This window comes from Streptomyces mangrovisoli (assembly GCF_000974985.2).
Taxonomy (GTDB): domain Bacteria; phylum Actinomycetota; class Actinomycetes; order Streptomycetales; family Streptomycetaceae; genus Streptomyces; species Streptomyces mangrovisoli.
Genome location: NZ_LAVA02000015.1, coordinates 144313 through 163789 on the forward strand (window position 1 = coordinate 144313; position 19477 = coordinate 163789).

At 75.6% G+C, this 19477-nt stretch carries 10 protein-coding genes; 7 read left to right on the forward strand and 3 right to left on the reverse strand.

Features of this window, described 5'->3' with window-relative positions:
• Window positions 1-88: 88 nt before the first annotated feature.
• Genes WN71_RS07365 through WN71_RS07385 form a run of 5 tightly spaced genes read left to right on the forward strand, consistent with a single transcriptional unit; the run spans window position 89 to window position 13055 of the window.
• Window positions 89-943, forward strand: a complete 855-nt coding sequence (locus WN71_RS07365; protein WP_046585080.1) for a DUF4132 domain-containing protein — start codon at window positions 89-91, stop codon at window positions 941-943.
• Complete coding sequence (locus WN71_RS42560) at window positions 940-6189, forward strand: hypothetical protein (RefSeq protein WP_046585079.1); 5250 nt, start codon at window positions 940-942, stop codon at window positions 6187-6189. Before WN71_RS07365 ends, WN71_RS42560 begins: the two co-directional genes overlap by 4 nt.
• Complete coding sequence (locus WN71_RS07375; protein WP_046585078.1) at window positions 6186-7361, forward strand: ATP-binding protein; 1176 nt, start codon at window positions 6186-6188, stop codon at window positions 7359-7361. Before WN71_RS42560 ends, WN71_RS07375 begins: the two co-directional genes overlap by 4 nt.
• 4 nt (window positions 7362-7365) lie before the next feature.
• Window positions 7366-11115 (forward strand): vWA domain-containing protein, encoded by a 3750-nt coding sequence (locus WN71_RS07380; RefSeq protein WP_079177706.1) that lies wholly within the window; start codon window positions 7366-7368, stop codon window positions 11113-11115.
• On the forward strand, window positions 11112-13055 hold the full coding sequence (locus WN71_RS07385) for a hypothetical protein (protein ID WP_240529585.1): 1944 nt from the start codon (window positions 11112-11114) through the stop codon (window positions 13053-13055). Before WN71_RS07380 ends, WN71_RS07385 begins: the two co-directional genes overlap by 4 nt.
• A gap of 57 nt (window positions 13056-13112) precedes the next feature.
• Here WN71_RS07385 and WN71_RS07390 read toward each other — a convergent pair whose 3' ends face one another.
• Window positions 13113-14786 (reverse strand): esterase-like activity of phytase family protein, encoded by a 1674-nt coding sequence (locus WN71_RS07390; protein WP_046585077.1) that lies wholly within the window; start codon window positions 14784-14786, stop codon window positions 13113-13115.
• Between the two features lie 121 nt (window positions 14787-14907).
• Entirely contained in the window at window positions 14908-15555 is a 648-nt protein-coding gene (locus WN71_RS07395) for a hypothetical protein (RefSeq protein ID WP_079177707.1), read from the reverse strand.
• Between the two features lie 438 nt (window positions 15556-15993).
• Here WN71_RS07395 and WN71_RS07400 point away from each other — a divergent pair, with 438 nt between their 5' ends.
• On the forward strand, window positions 15994-16770 hold the full coding sequence (locus tag WN71_RS07400; RefSeq protein ID WP_079177708.1) for a cysteine hydrolase family protein: 777 nt from the start codon (window positions 15994-15996) through the stop codon (window positions 16768-16770).
• Window positions 16771-16858: 88 nt separating this feature from the next.
• Complete coding sequence (locus tag WN71_RS07405; RefSeq protein ID WP_206300032.1) at window positions 16859-18580, forward strand: permease family protein; 1722 nt, start codon at window positions 16859-16861, stop codon at window positions 18578-18580.
• A 108-nt stretch (window positions 18581-18688) separates the two neighbouring features.
• Here the strand turns inward: WN71_RS07405 and WN71_RS07410 are convergent, their stop codons facing one another.
• The gene (locus WN71_RS07410; RefSeq protein ID WP_063777696.1) at window positions 18689-19423 is read right to left on the reverse strand and encodes an alpha/beta fold hydrolase; all 735 of its coding nucleotides are present in this window, start codon (window positions 19421-19423) and stop codon (window positions 18689-18691) included.
• Window positions 19424-19477 lie beyond the last annotated feature (54 nt).

Here is a 19477-nt window from a genome sequence, read left to right on the forward strand (position 1 = left end):
TGGGCCCGTTTCCCCTGGTCAGCCGTGTTGTCAGTGGCCTGATCTACAGTTCCTGGCACTTGATCAGAACGGTGCTGGGGAGGCACACATGGGGTGGGTGTCGGCCGGTGACTACGAAGTCGCCCTCGACGACGGAAAGGTCGTGTGCCGCAACGCCACGGGCCGGCGGCTCAAGTCCGTTCCGGCGAAGCTGGCGGACGATCCCGCCGTGCGGGGCCTGCGGCAGCTGGCCGAGTGGCTGGAGCGGCACGAGCGGCAGTGCCTGACCGACGTGGAGCGCTGGATGGTGCGCTCGCTGCCGGTTCCGCTCGCGGTGCTCGCCCGGGTCTGGCCCGACCCCGCGTGGCAGTCGGCCCTGCGCGACCTCGTCGTCACCGGAGAGGACGGCGAGGTCGCGGGCTTCCTGCGGGACGCCGACCCCGAGCGCGGGCTCGGCCTGGTCGACCTCGACGGCGACACCGTGCGGATCAGCCCCGCGCTCGTGCGCCTCCCGCACCCGGTGCTCCTCGACGACCTGGAGGAACTGCGCGAGTTCGCGGTGGAACTCGGCGTCGAGCAGCGCGCCCAGCAGCTCTTCCGCGAGGTGTGGCACCGCCCGGCGGGCACCGACGCGGAGGCGACCGAGGTCGAGGAGTACGCGGGCGGCGCGTTCAAGGAGCTGCGCTTCCTGCACGGCCGGACCACCCAGCTCGGCTACCGGGTCCGCGGCGGCCACGCCGTCTGCCCGGTCCTGGAGGACGGCCGCGCCGTCGAGGCCCGCGTCTGGATCGGCGACTACGACAGCTACGACAGCGCCGAGACCGGCTCCCTGGTGTGGACCGACACCGCGGGCCGGACGCTGAAGCTCGGCCGGATCGGGCCCGTCGCCTGGTCGGAGGGCATGCGCATGGCGGCCGCGCTGTACGCGGGCCGCGACATCGAGGACGAGGAGCAGGCGGCATGACGTACGACGACACCACCACGGCCACCCTGCTCGACGCGGGCGCGGTCCTGCCGGCCGGCACGACCGCGCGCGAGGACGCCGACGCGCTCACCGCCCGCACCTACACCCACCCCGCCCTGGACGGGCGGCGGATCGTGCGGCTGGTACCGGGCACGCTCGGCGAGGCCGAGGACCTCGCCCTGGACTTCCTGGGCCTGGCCCGCGAGCCGGAGGCGCCGCAGGTCGGCCAGGTCCGCAAGGAGACCCTCGGCTTCCCCGCCTGGGCGCTGGTCAACGACCCGGCCAACGGCCACCACGCGCTGGCCCTGGTGCAGGACATCGAGCGGCTGGCCCGGCAGGCCAAGTCCCGCCCCGGCACCGCGAAGGAGGGCTTCGAGGCGCTCGGCGAGCGGCTCGGGCGGACCGTGCCGCACTTCCTGCCCACGTTCTACGAGCAGGCGGCCCGGGTCTTCCTCCAGCACGAGAACGCCACGTACGCCGCCGCGTTCTTCGGCCGCGCCCGCGCCGCGGAGCGGGTGCACGCGCTCGCCGTCGACGAGGAGCGGCAGCGCGCGGTGTTCCTGGAGTTCGCGTTCGCCGGGGCGCTCACCGTCAAGGCGCTCAAGGAGCATGTGCGGGACCTGACCCGGCGGCTCGACGCGGCCACGGCGTGGGCGCAGTTCCGGCAGCTGATCGTGGAGCGCTGCGCGGCCGGCATGGCGCCGTACGCGTCGCTGCCGCAGGATGCCCGCGGGCTGATCAAGGCCGCCGGTCTCGACCGGACCGAGGAGGAGTGCGGTCTCGTCGCCGACCTGATCGGCTCGCCCGCCGCGGTCCGCGCCCCGGCCTCCTTCTGGACGGCCTACCGTGCCGTGCTGCCCGTCCTCGCCGAGCGCCGGCCGGAGGTGCGGGTCCGGCTGCTGGAGTTCATGCCGGCCGCTCTGGGCCGCCGTACCGAGGACGACGAGTTCTGGCTGGCCGTGCTCGCGGAGACGGGCGCGGACCGGCTGCTCACCGGGGAGGACGGTTCGGTCACCGCTGTGGAGGGCGGTCGCGCCGCCGTCGACGCGGCGGAGTGGCTCGGCCGCTGGTCCACCCACCGCAAGCACGGCAACTCGGTCGGCGACCGCTCCCCCGCCACCCTCGCTCTCGTCGCGCGGATGGCGTCCCGGCTGCGCGCCGACGGCCGCCCCGTCGACCTCTTCAACGGCCGCTGGTACGCCGGGGCCGACCTGGACCTGCTGGACCTGTGCGCCTCGGAGGGTGTTCCGCTCGCCGTGCCGGACGCCGGCAAGGAGGTGCGGATCCCGCTCGACCGCTGGCTGCGCGACAAGGGCGAGGGCCGTCGCGACCTGACGGCCACGGCCGCCGACGTCCGGCTGCGCCCGTTGCTGCACCTGGCCCTCGGACACCTCGGCGACCAGCGGACGGCGGCGGGGCTGCTCGACCGGATCGCCGCGCACCCGGTCCTCTCCGACGTGCTGCGCGAGTGGCTGGGCGACGCGGCCGACGCGTTCGTGCGCGCGTCCGGCCTGCCGGGCGCCCAGGCGGCCCTTCAGCGGCTGCGGCCCTACCGGCCCGTCGCCGCCCAGGTGAACCCGGAGGCCGTCGCGCGGGTGGCCGCCCACCCGCTGGCACCGCTGCTCGGCCGGACCCTGCGCGCCGGCATCCCCGACGAACTGGGCTGGCCCGCGCTCGACGAGGCGTTGCGGCTGCTCGCACCGGAGACCCGCAAGAACCAGGACAACTCCCTGACCGTCGCCGACGCGTGGCCCGCGCTGATCCTGGCGCGCGGCCGCAAGGCGGTCGTCGTCGGCCCCGACGCGGTGCTCCTCGAACACGACCTGCGCGTGCCCGTCGACCTGAACCGCTGGCAGCGCCCGCACTTCCGCTGGGCCGACGGCGAGCTGCTGGTCATCTGGCACCGGGACGGCAAGCAGCACGGCTACTGGTCGAACCGGCCCACGGAGGTGTTCACGCTCGGCGGGGAGCAGGTCCCGCAGTGGTACGGCGGCGGAACCGCCGACCCCTCCGTCCCGCTGCCGGACGGCGGCCGCGCCACCGGCGGACGCACCCTGCACGCGGGCGACACCGTCCTGCCGCCCTCCCGGCCCGTCCTCGGCGACGGCACCGGCCTGTGGCGCCAGGGCCGGCAGGGCCGCAGCCAGGTGTGGCTCGAGTACGACCCGGTGACCGGCACCCACGGCCGGGCCTCGCTGCCGGAGTTCCTGCGCTCCGCCGTCCGGGACGACGCGACCCTGCTCCAGGACCAGTGCGAGGTGCTGCCGCTCCAGCCCGGCCTGGAATCCAGCCCCTTCGGCACCGACGGTGTCGTGCTGGGCCGCTGGGTGCGCCACGAGGGCCAGGGCGCGGACGCACTGCGGACCGCCGGCACGCCCGACGGCCGGACGGTCACCCTGGAGGCCGCTCCGGGCCGGGCGCCCGGCCTGCCGCTCGGCGCGCTGCGCCTGCCCGGCGGCGCCGAGCCGGTCGCCGTCCGATACCACCGCCAGGTCGCCCTGTTCGCGCCGGGCGAGCGCGCCTCGGGCGGCGAACTGGGCCGGGTCACCCTCGGCGAGCGGGGCGGCGAGTTCGCCGCCGGCACGCAGCTGGTGCCGCCGCTCCCCTTCTGGCACGCGCTGCGGCCCCGCGACGAGAAGGCCTCGGCCGTGCTGCGCGACCTGGACGACGACCGGGTGGGCGAGGTGCTCCTGGCAACCGCCCAGGCCTTGGCCGAGCGGCAGGCGCTGCTGGTCCGGGACCCCTCGGACAAGGGCGGCTCGGGAAGCGGCACGGCAGGTCCCGCCGGCGGGTCGGTCGCCGCCTCCTCGGTCGCTGCCTCCGCGATTGCCGCCGCCGCGATCGCCGCCGCCCGGTCGGCCCTCGCCGCCTCCGGCGTGGCCGTCGCCACGACGGGGTCGGCGACCGGAGCCACGACCGGATCGTCGACCGGTGGCCCGAACGGTTCGGGGGCCGGTGGCACGACCGGTTCGGGGGCCGGTGCCTCCGCCTCCGGGCAGGCGGCGGTGCCGCCCGCCGACGAGGTCGCCCGGCACGCCGTGGCACTCGCCCTGCCCACGCTGACCGACGACCGGCTGCTCACCGGCGTGAGCGCCCTCGTGCGCGCGACGCTGCGGCTCGTCGAGTCGGCCGCGGCGTTCATCGCGCCCGTGGTCGAGCGGCCGCGGGCGGAACGCCGCCGTACCGAGGGCATGTTCGCCGACTTCAGCCCGAAGCACGGAGACGACGGCACCCTGCGCCTGGCCACGGCCGGGATCGCCGAGCAGTTCGGCTGGTGGGGCGACAGCACGCAGTGGAGCGCGCAGCGGCAGATCCGCGCGGTGAACCACGTGCTGTCCGGCCTCCCGGCCGACGGCAAGCCGCTGCCCGCCAAGACCCGCGAGGCCACCCCCGGTGACGGCTGGAGCAGCGACACGCACACGATCCCCGACATCGGCACGGTGATGTGGCCGACCGTCCTGAAGGCGCTGCGCCCGCTGGTGTACAGGGCCGCCACCCCGACCGTCCCGGAGGAGCAGCGGGAGGCGCTGCTGCTGCTGTGCGAGGCGATCGCCGAAGGGCCGCTCGCCGCGCCGTCCGGCGCGCTGCGCGAGGCGGTGCTGACCGAGCCGCAGAGCAAACTGGAGCGCGCCGGTCAGGTGCTGCGGCGCAACGGCCGCACCGTGGTCGTGCTCGGCTGCGAGTCCATCGACACCGAGCGCGGACTGGTCAACTGGCGCGCTCTCGACCACGATCCGACCGGTGCCTTCGGCGCGGTCGACCGGTTCACCCTGAAGCGGGAGACCCGCTACACGCCCGCCTTCCCGGAGGGCGGCCTCGCCGCCGCGACGCGCCTGATCCGGGACAAGGGCGCCGCGCCGGCCCGGCCCGAAGCACCCGACGCGCTCGCCGCGGAGACCGGCGGCGGGCTCGGCCCCGCCCAGTCCGCCCTGCTGCTCGCCGGGCGGCCGCAGCAGCCCGGCCACGAGGAGAGCGCCGCCCTCGGCCTGAAGCCCGGTCAGCGGGACCTCGCCGGCCGCCTGCTCGGCGCGCTGGGCCAGGACCACCGGGTCGCCCTGGTCGAGGCCCTGCTGCCGCGGGACCCCGCCGATCTGTGGACCGTGGGCCCGGACATCCGCGCCGCGGGGCAGGTGTGGGCCGAACGGCTCGGCGGGCTGGTCCGGCTCCCCGAGGACGTCGCCGCCGACCTGCCGGGTGTCTCCGCGGAGGCGGCCGAGGCCGTGCTCAACCCCGCGCGCACCCCGTGGCTGAGCAGGACCACGGTCCAGCGGCTCGCCAAGGCGGGCACCGGCGTCGGTCTGCTCCCCGAGGACCCGCAGGCGATCCCCACGGCGTCGAACCTGATCAGCGCCGTCGACGCGCTCGCGCAGCTCGCCTACGACCTGCCGCACGGCCACCCGCTCCGGGCCGCTCTGCCCGCCGGGCTCACCGCGCTGCGCCGGCGGATGGCCGACGAGGGACTGCTGCTCGAACTCGGCATGGGCTGGTCGGAGAAGGGCAGGCCCACCTCGGTGGAGCTGCGCACGGCGTACGGCCTGCCCGAGTCCGGTGGGGCCGACGCCGACGGTCTGACCCGGGTGGGCGAGGCCTTGGCGCTGAGCCCCTGGTACCACGGCGCGGAGGCCGTGCTGCTGCGCCCGGCCGCCCTCACCGGCCCGGACGACGCGGTGTTCGGACTGCTGGAGGGGCTCGTCGGGACCGGCCGGTCGGCCGCCCTGCGGGCGCTGCGCACGGTCCTCGCGGACGACCTGATGCAGGCGCTCACCGCGGGAGCCGAGGGCGACCCCGGCCATGCGCAGGACCCCGCCCGCAGCGTGCCGTCCCTGGTGGCCGAGGTGGCGCGGGCACACGGCCTGGGCGAGGACGCGGCCGCGCTGTATCTGCAGCTGCTCGCCCTGCCCGACCCGACGGACCGCAACTGCGTCCGCTGGACCGGCTGGAAGCCCGCCCGCATGAAGAAGGCCCGCGCCGAACTCGCGGCGACCGGCCTGGTCGTCGAGGCGAAGCGGGCGCGGGCCGGGCGCACGCTGTTCCTGCCGTGCGGCTGGTACGACCTCAAGGCCCCGGCGCTGCCGCTGGAGATCTGGAAGGACGGCCTCTACCCGATCCCCCCACGCGGCCGCGTGGTACCGCTGCTGCCGGTCGCCGACCTGTTCGCCCGCGCCTGGACCCGCGCGAGCACCGGGGACGCCCCGGCCTACGAAGAACTCACCACCCGTGCCACCCGGAAGGGCCGCCGCCGATGACCACCACACTCCCCGCCGCCACCGACACGGCCCGCCAGATCGTCCCCCCGGAGGAGCGGTACGCCACCGAACTGGCCTTCCTCGCCGCCTACGACGACGGGCCGAGGCCGCCCGCCTGGCGGCTCACCCCGCGTGCCGTGGTCACGTTCGTCATGGGCAGCGACGGCCAGGCGCTGCGCCTTCCCGACGACGCCGTGGTGCCCGACGGAGTGCCGCGCCGCCTGCGGGTGGAGGGCAAGTTCGTCGGCGACCGGGCCCTGGTGGAGCGCTGTGTCGTCACGCTCGCCGGGGAGCGCGGGCTGCTGCTCGTGGGCGAGCCCGGCACCGCCAAGTCGATGCTCTCGGAACTGCTGGCCGCGGCCGTGTGCGGCACCAGCGGCCTGGTCGTGCAGGGCACGGCCGGCACGACCGAGGACCAGCTCAAGTACGGCTGGAACTATGCCCTGTTGCTGGCCCAGGGGCCGAGCGGCAAGGCGCTGGTGCCGTCGCCGGTCCTCACCGCGATGAGCCGCGGCGCCGTCGCCCGGGTCGAGGAGGTCACCCGCTGCCTGCCCGAGGTGCAGGACTCACTGGTGTCGCTGCTCTCCGAGCGACGCATCGCGGTACCCGAACTGGCCGCCACCGAGGGCGCGTTGGCGCACGCGGCGCCCGGGTTCACGCTGATCGCGACGGCCAACCTGCGGGACAAGGGCGTCTCCGAGATGTCCGCCGCGCTCAAGCGGCGCTTCAACTTCGAGACGGTCGGCCCCATTCCGGACCTCGACGCCGAGACGGCGCTGGTGCGCAGCCAGGCACGGGCGTCGGTCGAGCGGGCCGGGGCGCCGTTCCAGGTCGACGACGCCGTGCTGGAGGCCCTGGTGACCGCCTTCCGCGATCTTCGGGAGGGCCGGTCCGCCGAGGGCTGGGAGGTCGAGCGGCCGTCGACCGTGATGAGCACGGCGGAGGCGGTCTCGGTGGCGGGCGCGCTGGGCCTCGCGGCGGCGTACTTCCCGGGCGACCGCGACGTGCTCGGGCTGCTGCCCGGCCATCTGCTCGGCGTGGTCCGCAAGGACGACCCCGCCGACGCGGCCCGGCTGCGCGGCTACTGGGACGGTCCGGTACGGCGCCGTGCCGAGCAGGGCTCCGCCACCTGGCGCACCCTGTGGGACCTGCGCACGGTGCTGGAGGGCTGACGCGGTGTCCCTCGCCCCCGACCCCGGCGCCCACGGCCCCGGCGCGCCCGACCCCGGATCGCGCGTCACCGGCCTCGGCGCCCGCTCCGCCGTCCCGGACCCGCTCTCCGCCACCCCCGACGAGGCGCTGGCCGCCCTCACCGATCCGGCCGGTCCGTTCCTCATCGGCGTACGGCACCACGCGCCCTCGCTGGCCGCCGCCGTACCGGCGCTGCTGGAGGAGGCGAAGCCCGATGTGCTGCTGGTCGAGCTGCCTGCCGAGATGCAGGACTGGCTGCCCTGGCTCGCCCATGAGGAGACCCGGGCCCCGGTCGCGCTGGCCGCGGCCCCGGCCGGCGGGGTCGGCGGCCCGGCCTTCTACCCGTTCGCCGATTTCTCGCCCGAACTCGCCGCGGTGCGCTGGGCGGCCCGGCACGGAGTGCCGGTCGTCGCCTGCGATCTGCCGCTGGCGGACCGGGCCTGGGCGGAGGGACGGCAGGAGGCGGATCCCGGGGCCGCGGAGACCGGGGCCGCCGAGGCGGACCGCGCGGAGGGGGTCTCGGCGATCGCCCCGATCGGTCCGGGGCTCGCCTCCGCCCTGCGGTCTCGGCTGACCGGGCGGCCGGGGGACGACCTCTGGGACCGGCTCGTCGAGGCCACCGCGCCCGGCTCCCCGCCCGCGGCACTGCGCCGCGCGGCCCTGCTCACGGGGTGGGCGCTGCGCGCGGACGCGGTCGCCTCCGGCGGGGTGCCGCGCCTGGACCTGCGCCGGGAGCGGTGGATGCGGTCGTGCCTGGCGGCCGCGACCGCCGGGGGCGAGCGTGCGGCGCTGGTCGTGGGCGCCTTCCACGCCCCGGCGCTGACCGCGGTGCGGGACGAGCCTGCCGTCTCCCCCCGGGAGGGCGCGGAGGAATCGCGCTGGACGACCTCGCTGATCCCGTACACGTACGCCCTGCTGGACGAGCGGTCGGGATATCCGGCGGGCATCCGGGACCCGGAGTGGCAGCACCACGTGCTGCGGGCCGCGGGCGATCCGGCCGCGCTGGAGGAGGCGTTGACGCGGGCCGCGGTCGAGGTGACCGCGGCGCTGCGGACGCTCGGACATCCGTCGGGGCCCGCGGACGCGCGGGAGATCGTCCGGCTCGCCGGAGATCTGGCGCGGCTGCGTGGGCTGCCCGCGGCGGGGCGCGGCGAACTGGTCGAGGCGGTGCAGACGGTTCTCACGCAGGGCGAGCCCTACGGCCGTGGTCGCGCCGTGGCACGGGCGATGGAGCGGGTGCTCGTCGGCAGCCGGGCCGGCCGCCCCGCACCCGGCGCCCCGCGCAGCGGCCTCGCGCCCGCGGTCGAGGCCGAGTTGGCGGAGCTGGGCCTGCCGGGTCCGGGCGTGGACGGCCCGGGAACGGGCGGCTCACGCGCCGACTCGTCCGGCAGGGGCGGCGGTTCCGCGCGGGATCTGCGGCTCGATCCGCTCCGTTCCGACCTCGACCGCCGCCGTGAACTGCTCCTGCGCCGGCTGACGGTGTGCGGGGTGCCCTACGGCGAGCCCAAGGAGGTCGCCGGAACGGGCGGCGCCGACGCGCTGACCGCACGCTGGGAGGTGCACTGGACGCCCGCCACGGCGGCCATGCTGAACGCGGCGGGGGTCCGCGGCGTCACGCCGGCCCAGGCCGCCGAGGGCGTCCTGCGTGAGCGGCGGCGCACGGAGACGGACGAGGGCGGACCTACGGCCGCCCAGGCGCTGGAGGGTCTGCGGCAGGCCGCGGAGTGCGGTCTCGACGCGCTGGCGGACGAGCGGCTCGACGACCTCGCCGAGGTGCTGCCCGGCTCCGGCACGCTGCCCGAACTCCTCGCCGGGCTGGGGCTGTCGGACCGGGTGCGGGCCGGGCACATCCCGGGGCTCGGCGCCGACGACGGCCGCACCGCGCGGGCCGCCGCCGTGAGCGAGCTGCTCACCGCCGCCGCGGTGCGCCAGGTCGACGGGCTCACCGGCTCCGACGACCCGGCCGACGCGCGGGCGCTGGTCGCGCTCGCCCACCGCGCCGACGCCCTGGGCGGCGTCCGGCTCGCCGACGCGCTCGCCCGGCTGGCGGCCGACGGCTCGCCGTTGATGCGCGGCGCCGCCGGTGCCGTACGCGTGCTGCTGGGGCAGGAAGCCGCGCGTGAGCTCGGGGACCGGGTCGCCTCCTGGGTCGACGCGGCGACCGGTCCGGAGTCCCGGTCGGCGCTCACCGCCCGGCTCACCGGGGTGCTGACGGCGGCGGGGCCGCTGCTCGAGGCGGCTCCGGCCGCGCTGGAGCCGCTGCTCGACCGGGTCGCGCTGCTGCCGGACCGAGGCTTCCTCGACCGGCTGCCCGCGCTGCGCGGCGGATTCGACACGCTGAGCCCGGCGGCCCGCGAACGCCTGCTGGGCACCGTGGAGGAACGTCTCGGGGAGACGCGCCTGGCCGACACCGGCGACGTCGATCCGGTGGCGCTCGCCGTCTGGACGTCGGCGGATCTCGCGGCGCGGTCGGCGCTGCGGGCGTTCGGGCTGCTGCCCGCGGAACTCGGCACCGGGGCGGCGGAGTCGACGGAGGTCACGGGGGGCGCTCCCACCGCGGAGGGCGCGGACACCCCTTCGACGCCGGTCACGTCGGGGAGCACGGCCGCGGACGCGGTGCCCGGCGGTGGGATGCGGCTGGCGGCCGGGGACCGCTGGCGGCTCGTGCTCGGGCGGCGCAGGGATCAACTGCCGCCGCCCGCGGCGGCGTTGGCGACGGCGCTCGACGAGTTGTACGGCAGTGGACGGGGCGAGGGAAGCCGCGGCGAGCTGGGCGGCCGGGGCGGCGGACGGGAGGCGCCCTACCCGTCGGCGCGGGAGTGGTCGCAGGAGCTCGCGGCCCTGTTCGGGCCCGGCGTACGGGAGGAGGTGCTCGCGGCCGCGGCGGCGTCGGGCCGGACCGACGTCCTCTCCGAGCTGGACGCGGAGGGCGTACGGCCGTCCGTCGACCTGCTGCGGACGGTGCTGCGGCACGCGGGCGGCCTGCCCGAGGCGCGGCTCGCGGCGCTGCGGCCCCTGGTGCGCCGCCTGGTGGAGGCGCTCACCCGGCAGCTGGCGACCCGGCTGCGGCCCGCGCTGCACGGCGCGGTGCTGCCCCGGCCCAGCAGGCGCGCGGGCGGCGGGCTCGACCTGCCCCGCACCCTGCGGGCCAACCTGGCGACGGCGCGGCGCGCTCCGGACGGCACGGTGCAGGTCGTCCCCGAGCGTCCGGTCTTCCGCAGCCGGGCGCGGCGGGCCGCCGAGTGGCGGCTGGTCCTGGTCACCGACGTGTCGGGGTCCATGGAGGCGTCCACCATCTGGGCGGCGCTGACGGCCTCGGTGCTGGCCGGGGTGCCCACCCTGTCCACGCACTTCCTGGCCTTCTCCACGGAGGTCATCGACCTCACCGAGCACGTCGGCGATCCGCTGTCGCTGCTGCTGGAGGTCAGCGTCGGCGGTGGCACGCACATCGCGGCGGGGCTGCGGCACGCGCGCGAGCTGGTGACCGTGCCGTCCCGCACGCTCGTCGTGGTGATCAGCGACTTCGAGGAGGGCTATCCGGTCGGAGGGCTGCTCGCGGAGGTGCGGGCGCTGGTCGGGGCGGGCTGCCATGTGCTCGGCTGCGCCAGCCTCGACGACACGGGGCGGCCCCGCTACTCGACCGGTGTCGCGGGGCAGCTGGTCGCCGCGGGGATGCCGGTCGCCGCCCTCAGTCCGCTCGAACTCGCCCGCTGGGTAGGGGAGAAGATCGCATGAGTCCGGACCTGCCTCCGGTCGACCCGTCCGTGACCGCCGAACTCGTCGCGGCCCTCTCCCCGCGGCTGCGCAAGCGGCTCGACGCGGGCATCGCCAAGCTGGCTGACCGCCCGGCCGTACGGGACGGCGACACCGTGCGCGTCGCCGTGGACGACACCACGCACGTCGAACTGCACGCACCGGGCGGCGCGGTGACCGGTGCGGCCGCCGTGCGCTGCGGCTGTCTGCTGGCCCCGGACTGTCTGCACCGGGCGGCGGCGGCGTCGCTGGCCCCGGTGCACGAACCGGCCCCGGAGGCGGCCGGGGAAGCGGAGGCGGCCGCGGTGGCGGAGACCACTGCGGCGGAGGCCCCGGCGGGCGAGGAGGCCACTGCGGCCGGGGAGGCGCCGTCCCCTCCCCCGCACCCCGAGCCCGAGCCCGGCCTCGGCCCCGATCCCGGCCCCGGGCCCGAGGCCCCGACCCCCGACCAGTGCGCCGCCGCGCGGGCCGTGCGCGACGCCGTCGTGGCCGTGCTGGAGGCGGGCGTGGACGGGGCCGGGGGCGTGGTGCAGGCGGAGTTGCTGCGGGCGGCGCACGCGGCGCGGATCGCCGGACTCCCGCGGCTCGCCACGGCGGCGGTCGCCGTGGTGACCGGGGTGCGCGCGGCCCGCTCCGCCGACCCGGCGTACCGCCTCGCCGACCTCGGCGCGGCGCTCCGCGAGACCCTGCTGACCGCGCACCTGCTGCCGCGGGCGACGGGCGCGGAGTTCGCGGCGCTGCGCGGCACCGCCCGCCGCCCGTACACGCCGGACGGCTCGCTGCGCCTGTACGGCCTCTTCACCGAGCCGGTGCTCACCACGACCGGGTACGCCGGCGCGGTCACCTGGACCGCGGACGCCGAGGGCCGCCTGCTGACCGTCTCGGACGTGGCGCCGGGCGGCGCCGGGCGGGCCGTGGGCGCGGCGGGCCGGGCCGTGCGGATCGGCGACACGGCGCTGACGCACCGCGAGTTGTCGCGGGCGGGGCTCGCCGTGTCGGGGGCGACGGTCTCCCCGACGGGCCGGCTGGGCGCGGGTGCCGGGGTGCGGGCCGTACGTGCCGCCGGGGCGGCCTGGACCGCCGAACCGCTGGACCGGCTGTGGGCCGAGCCCGTCGCCGAGCAGGTCGGCCGGGCGCTCGCGGGCGAACGCGACCTGCTCTTCCTCGACCTCACCCTCACCGGCACGGTGCGGGAGGCGGCGGGCGACTGCCTGGTCGCGGAGTGCGGCGGCCGTACGGTGCGGCTGGCCGTCGCGCACGACGACCCGGCGCTGCCGTACCGCGACAATCTGCGGCTGCTGGCCGCGGCCCCCGGCACGCGGCTGCGGGTGGTCGGCCGGCTCGCCCTGGCACCGCACCCGCGCGTGCTGCTGCTGGCGTCGAGCCTCCCGGGTGCGGCGGAGGGCCATGTCGACCTGGGGACCGACCGGTTGCAACGCGCGGACCTCGCCGTCGCCGCGGCCTCGCCCGCCCCGGCCATGGGCCTGCCCGAGGCGGACGAGGCTCCGGTGCACGTGCTGAGCCGCCGGGTGCTGCAAGGGGTCGCGGGCGGCCGTCCCGTGCTGGCGGCGCCCGGTGAGGGCGGCCGGGCCGGTGAGCGCAACGACAGCGACGGCCGGCGGCTGCGCCGGGCCGGTCTGACGACGGCGGCCGAACTGCTGCGGGAGCTCGTCGCCGCGGCGGCGGACCGTTCACGGGACGCCTTCGGCCGGCTGCTCCCGGCCGACGCGGACCGGTTCGGCCGCGCCTGGCTGGCCGCCGCCTGCTACACGGCCGAGGTGGAACGCGCGCTGTGCGCGGCGGCGTGGGGCGCGGACATACGCGACGCGGACGCGCGGCACGGGGACACCCCTGACGCGGACGTACGGGGCGCCGACGTACGGGACGCCGACGTACCGGACGGGACTCCGGTGGTGCGCTGAGCGCGCGGTGGGCCCGCCCGGATCGCGGGCGGGCCCACCGATGACGCGCGAGGGGCGTCAGCGCACGTTGACGGTGACCGTGACCGTCTTCAGGACCGCGGGCAGCTTCGTGGTGTCGACCTTGAGAATCTCGCCGTTGTCGGTCCGGCCGGTGGACGGCAGGGTCTTCTGGTGGACGGTCCACTTGCCGTCGGGGTCGACGGAGATGGTGTCGATCCCGAAGTCGTCGTCATTGGAGAGGTACAGGGTCCGGCCGCCGTCGCTGGTGGCGACGCCCTCGACCTTGTCGTGGCCGAAGAAGGCGCCGGTCGGGTCGAGCTGGCTGACCAGGTTGCCGACGTCGACGTACGACTGCTTCTGCGCCACGTGGACGCCGGCCTTGGTGAGCGCGGCGAGCGCGTCGTTGGTGGCGGCCTTGCCGACGAACGCCTCGGGCGACTTGCCGTCGATGGTCAGGCCGCTGACGTCGGTGGCGCCGTTGGTGTCGACCTCGTACAGGTGCTTGCCCGCGAACGGCTCGAAGTTGCCGTCCCGTTCGTCGACGATGAACTTCGTCGCGGAGACGGCGGTGATCTCGCTGTTGGCGTCACCGGTCGTCGCGGCGTTGTCCAGCAGGTACAGGTACTGCTTGGTCTTGTACGTGCGCAGGTCGACAGTCACGATGCGGGTGACGGAGACGTTGCCGGCCTTGGTGGTGCCGAGGTCGGGCTGCTGGAGCGCCGACTGCATGACGCCCACCAGGGTCTTGCCGTCGGGCGTGACCGTCAGGCCCTCCATGCCCTTGTTCTTGGCGCGGTAGGCGAGTTCGGACGGAAGGTAGCCGAGGACGTTGTGCGAGGCGTTGTCCTGGCTGTCCTTGTACGGCGTCAGCCGGCCCAGCTCGTAGCCGTTGGCGTCGAAGTGCGTGATGTACGGCCCGTACTCGTCCGACACCCAGAAGGTGCCGTCGGACAGCGCCACCAGGCCCTCGGAGTCGTAGCCGTTGGCGTCCTTGGCCACCGGGACCGGGGTGCCGCCGTTGGCGTTGGTCGCGTCGACGTCGTCGATGACCTCGCTGGTGTCGTGCGGCGGACGCCCGCTGTAGTTCACCCCGCCGAGCTTCTTGGGCCCCTTGAGGGTGATCTTCCTGACCAGTTCGGCCTTGCCGTCGACCAGCTTGAACTCGCCTATCTGAGGCGTGAAGTCGGTGGCCATCTCCGACTTGTTGCCGTCGGGGGCGTCGGCGTTGGGGCCGCGGTCGGTGAGGCCGTAGAACCAGCCCTTCTTGCCCGGCACGGGTGTCAGGGCCGAGCCGTAGCCCTCGCCGGAGATCTCGGTGGTGGTGCCGTTCGGCCCGGCGACCGTCTTGAGCGCCGGGATCGCGCTCCCGTCCGTCCGGGTGTCCTTGTAGAGCTCCACCGCGTCGGACGCGGTGTAGGTGAAGGTGTCCGTACCCGTGAACCCGGCCTCGGGCGTGTACGTGAACGACCCATCCGCGCCGACCGTCACCTTGCCGTGCGCGGCGTCGGTGTGCCGTACGACGGCGGTCGCTCCGGAGTCGTTGCGCAGGACGTTGCCGGACACGTCGCCGTGGCCGGAGAACGTGTCCGGGGCCGCGTTGAAGTCGTGGGTCGGGGCCGACAGCCAGCCGCCCGCCTGGGCGGCGACGGTGCCCGCCCCGACCACGGCGACGGTCACGCCGATCGCCAGGGCCGCACGGGTACGCGAACGGGAGAAGGATCTGTGAGTCATGGCCCGAATGTGACGCTCGCCCATGGATCCACGGGAGACGCCAGATGAACTCTCGGTGCACAGGGCTTCCGTATTTCCCGATGCGCAACAGCCCTCGCCCGCACCGGAGTTCCGGGCGGGGTCACCTGCCGCGCAGCAGGGCGTACGCGAACACCAGCCGGCGGTCCAGCCACGGGGCCCGGATCAGGAAGCGCAGGTCGCGTTCGGAGGTCAGGACCAGTTCGCGACCGGACCGCCAGTCCAGCGGGCGCGGGCCCGGCTGGTCGCCGCCCTCGGCACCCAGGTCGCCGATCATCTGGAAGGCCGTCTTGAAGACGGCCGCGACCCCCGCGGCCGCCATGTCCTTCGGCCCGTTCTTCGCCCATTCGGCACCGCTCACGACGAGTTCGCGGCCGGGCTGTTCGATGCGCCAGGTGGGCCTCAGGGCGTGCCGGCCCGGCGGCAGCCGCCGCAGGGTGCCCAGGGCGGTGCCCGCGCCGTCGCGCACGGTGTGGTGCCGCTCGCCGTCGGCCTTGCGCGCGGGGTCGACCGAGCACAGCGGAATCCGGCCGTCGGGATCCTCGAACAGGCACGGGCCGTCGGACGAGCCCGCGGCGGAGGAGCTGGGGTCGGAGAGGCTGGGGTCGGACGGCGCGAAGAAGGCGCAGGGGGCCATCACCCGTTGCTGCTCCGGGCCGTACGGAACCCGCAGTGCCCGCACCCCGAGCACGGCCTGCCTGCGCAGCAGCGTCCTGGGCCGCTCCTCGTCGGTGACCACGAACTCCCCCACCTCGCGCCAGGGGAGGACGGGTATCGGCGGTTCGACGAAGGTGCTGCGCTTGCCGAACAGGGGGGGCTCCAGGGTCGGAAGGTGGGTCGCGGTTCCGGGGTCGACGATAACCGTCCGGTCGGGTGCGGGTGCGGGTGCGGGTGCGGGTGCGTGGTGGTTTCCCGCGCCGCTTGAGGGAAGTCTCGCCGCAACTCCTCCAGGGGCGCGGGGAACTGCGCGACCGGCCACGACGCACCCGCACCCGCTGCCCCAACCGCACCCCCCGGCCAGGGCCACCGCTTGGATACCCGGCGGGATACAGGCTGGGATACGGCATTTACCGGACGGACACGACTCCGACTCGCCGGGGAAAAGCGCCACCCCCACAGTCGTGCGCACAACGGCGAGAAACAGCCCCCGCAAACCGCCGGAGGCATCCCGCCCGGTCAGGGAGCAGTCATGACGGATTCCCGTACGACCGCACCACCTCCCCCCTCTACGCCCGCCCCGGAACCCACGGCCACGGCCACCGCCGCCGTCGCCGCCGCGGTCACCGCCGTCCCCGGCGCATTCCCCTTGTCCGAAGGAGACTTCGCTCTGGTCGTGATCGACATGCAGCGCGACTTCCTGGAACCCGGCGGGTTCGGGGAGACGCTCGGCAACGACGTGAGCCTGCTGCGCCGCGTCATCGCGCCCCTGCGCGCGGTGCTCGCGGCGAGCCGGGCCGCCGGCGTACCGGTGATCCACACCCGGGAGGGCCATCTCCCGGACCTGTCCGACTGTCCGCCCGCGAAGCTGCTGCGCGGGGCCCCGTCGAAGCGGATCGGCGACCCCGGTCCGATGGGCCGGATCCTGGTCCGGGGCGAGTACGGGCAGGACATCATCGACGAACTGGCGCCCACGCCCGGCGAGTTGGTGTTCGACAAGCCGGGCAAGGGCGCCTTCCACGCCACCGGCTTCGGGGACGCGCTCGCCGCCCTGGGAGTGAGCCGGCTGGTCGTCACCGGCGTGACCACCGAGGTCTGCGTGCACACCACCGTGCGTGAGGCCAACGACCGGGGCTACGACTGCCTGGTGCTGGAGGACTGCACCGGCTCGTACTTCCCGGAGTTCCACCGCACCGCCCTGCGCATGATCTCGGCCCAGGGCGGCATCTTCGGCTGGACCGCCGGGTCCGCCGCCTATCTCCAGGCCCTCGCCGAACTCACCGAACTCGCCGCGCCCGCAACCGCGTAGAGCACCGGCACGGTCCCGCGCCACCACGACTCCTCGGCCGCACGGCCGGCCGCGTCCCCGTCTCCCCTTCCTCCTTCAGGAGTCATCCATGTCCGCTTCCGGTACCGGCACCGCTCCGTCCGCGCCGCCCGAACCGTCCGAGCCCTCCGCACCGGCCCCGTCCCGCTCCCCGATGGCCCTGCCCTGGTGGTCCGCGGGCGACACCAACGCGTTCTTCGGTCTGACCTTCAACGTCCTGGTCAACGTCCTCGTGCTGACGGGCCTGTTGATCGGCGTGGTCGGACTCGGCACACACGACGTCTACCACACGGTGCTGCCCGCCCTGGGCATCGAACTGCTGGTGGGCAACGTGTACTACACCTACCTCGCGCGCCGGCTGGCCCGCCGCGAGGGCCGCAGCGACGTCACCGCGATGCCGTACGGGCCCTCGGTGCCGCACATGTTCATCGTCACCTTCGTGATCATGCTGCCCACCTATCTGTCCACCAAGAACCCGGTCCGGGCCTGGGAGTCCGGTCTCGCCTGGGCGTTCGTCATCGGGGTGATCGTCCTGATCGGGGCGTTCGTGGGCCCGTACGTCCGCCGGTGGACACCGCGCGCGGCGCTGCTCGGCACCCTGGCCGGCATCTCGGTCGCCTTCATCTCGATGCGGCCCGCCGGGCAGATGTGGGAGGCCGGGTGGATCGCGCTGCCCGTCCTCGTGATCATCCTGATCGGCTTCTTCACCGACCTCAAGCTGCCCGGCAACATCCCGATCGGTCTCGCCGCGCTGCTGGTGGGCACCGCGATCGGCTGGATCGGCGGCTTCATGGAGCCCGCCGACGTCGGCTCCGCCGTCCACGACATCGCGCTCGGCGTGCCGACGCTCCAGTTCCACCTGCTCTTCCAGGGTCTCTCGCACATCGGGCCGTTGCTGGCGACGGCGATCCCGCTCGGCATCTACAACTTCACCGAGGGCATGACCAATGTGGAGAGCGCCGCCGTGGCGGGCGACGAGTACAACCTGCGCTCCGTGCTGCTCGCCGACGGCACCGGTGCCGTGGTCGGCGCCGCGCTCGGCTCACCCTTCCCGCCGGCCGTCTACATCGGGCACCCGGGCTGGAAGGCCGCGGGCGGGCGCACCAGTTACTCGATGGGGACCGGGGTCGTGGTCGCCGCGCTCTGCTTCAGCGGGATGTTCGGTCTGCTCGGCGCCCTGCTGCCGATGCCCGCCATCGTCCCGATCCTCCTCTACATCGGCCTGCTGATCGGGGCCCAGGCGTTCCAGGCGGTGCCGCGCGCCCACGCGGCGGCGGTGATGATCGCCATCATTCCCAACGTCGCCTCCTGGGCGCAGGGGCAGATGGCGGACGTGCTCTCCGCGGTCGGCTACCAGACGGTCGACTTCGCCTCGGACGCCAAGCTGATCCCGCCCAGCGGCGGCAGCGGGGGCGTGGTCCCGGAGAGCGCGCTCGTGAACGCGGGCGTCATCTACAAGGGTCTGCTGACCCTCGGCGAGGGCGCGGTCCTGGTGGGCCTGATCCTCGGCGCGATCGTGGTCTTCCTCATCGACCGGCAGTTCCACAAGGCGGCGGCGTACTGCGCGGCGGGCGCGGCGCTCTCCTTCGTCGGGCTGATCCACGGGGCCAAGGTCGGCTGGGACATGAACGGGCAGATGGCGCTGGGGTATCTGTTCGCCGGTCTGGTCTGCGTCGGCTTCCACTTCCGCGACCGCCGCAAGGCGGCCGGGGCAGCCGGGGCAACGGGGGCCGCGGGCGAGGTCGGGGCAGTGCAGGCGGCGGACGGAACCGCCGAAGCGGCCACCGCCTGAGCGTGCGTGCTCGCTGAGCGAGCGTGCCCGCTGAGGGTGTGGGCCCTCCGAGCGTGCGTGCTCGCCGAGCGGGTGCGCCCGCTCAGCCCTGAAGTGGTACGGCCCCGGTCACGCCCGATCGGGGCCGGGGCCCGCTGCCGCCGCGCCCCTCGCCCGTGCCACCACCCGCAGCACCGCGTCGGCCAGCAGGTCCGGCCGTTCGAGGTGCACCGCGTGTCCGACGTCCGCAAGCACCATGAAGGGAAGCCCGATGGACGCCTCGAGCGCCTCCGCCGCCCGCCGCCGGGGCCCGGGCGACAGTCCGCCGAGGCTGCCCAGCACGGGCGGCCGCCCGGCCCGTATCCCGGACGGCAGCGGGATCGGCTCGAAGGCCCGGAACATCGCGAAGTCCCGTGCCACGCGGCCCTCGTCGGCGGGGGCGAGCGCGGTCGTCCAGGCCGGTCCGTACAGCGCGGCGCCGAAGCCGGGAACGCCGTCCCGCGCGTACCCCTCGGCGACATGCGCCAACAGGCCCGGGACCAGGGCGCCCGCGGCGGGTTCGTGCAGCACGGCGCCGGCCACCGGAACCCCGGCCGCCACCAGCGCCATCCCCAGCGTCGCGCCGCCGGAGACGCCCACCACCACCGCGTTCTCGGCGTACGGCGTCAACGCGGCCGTCTCCAGGGCGAGTTCACCGGTGCAGTCGCGTTCGGGCACCGACACCCGCAACTCGGGCGCCCGGCGCCGTAGTTCCGCGACGACGCCGTCCCACACCGCCCCGGTCGTCGCCGCGCCGTGCACCAGCAGCACGTGCGGCGGCGCCCCTGTCCGCCTGCCTTCGGTCCGCTCCGCCGGATGGTCCACACCGCCCAGGATAGGAGCAGAGCCGAGCGGCCCCCGCCCGGCCCGCCCGCCGCC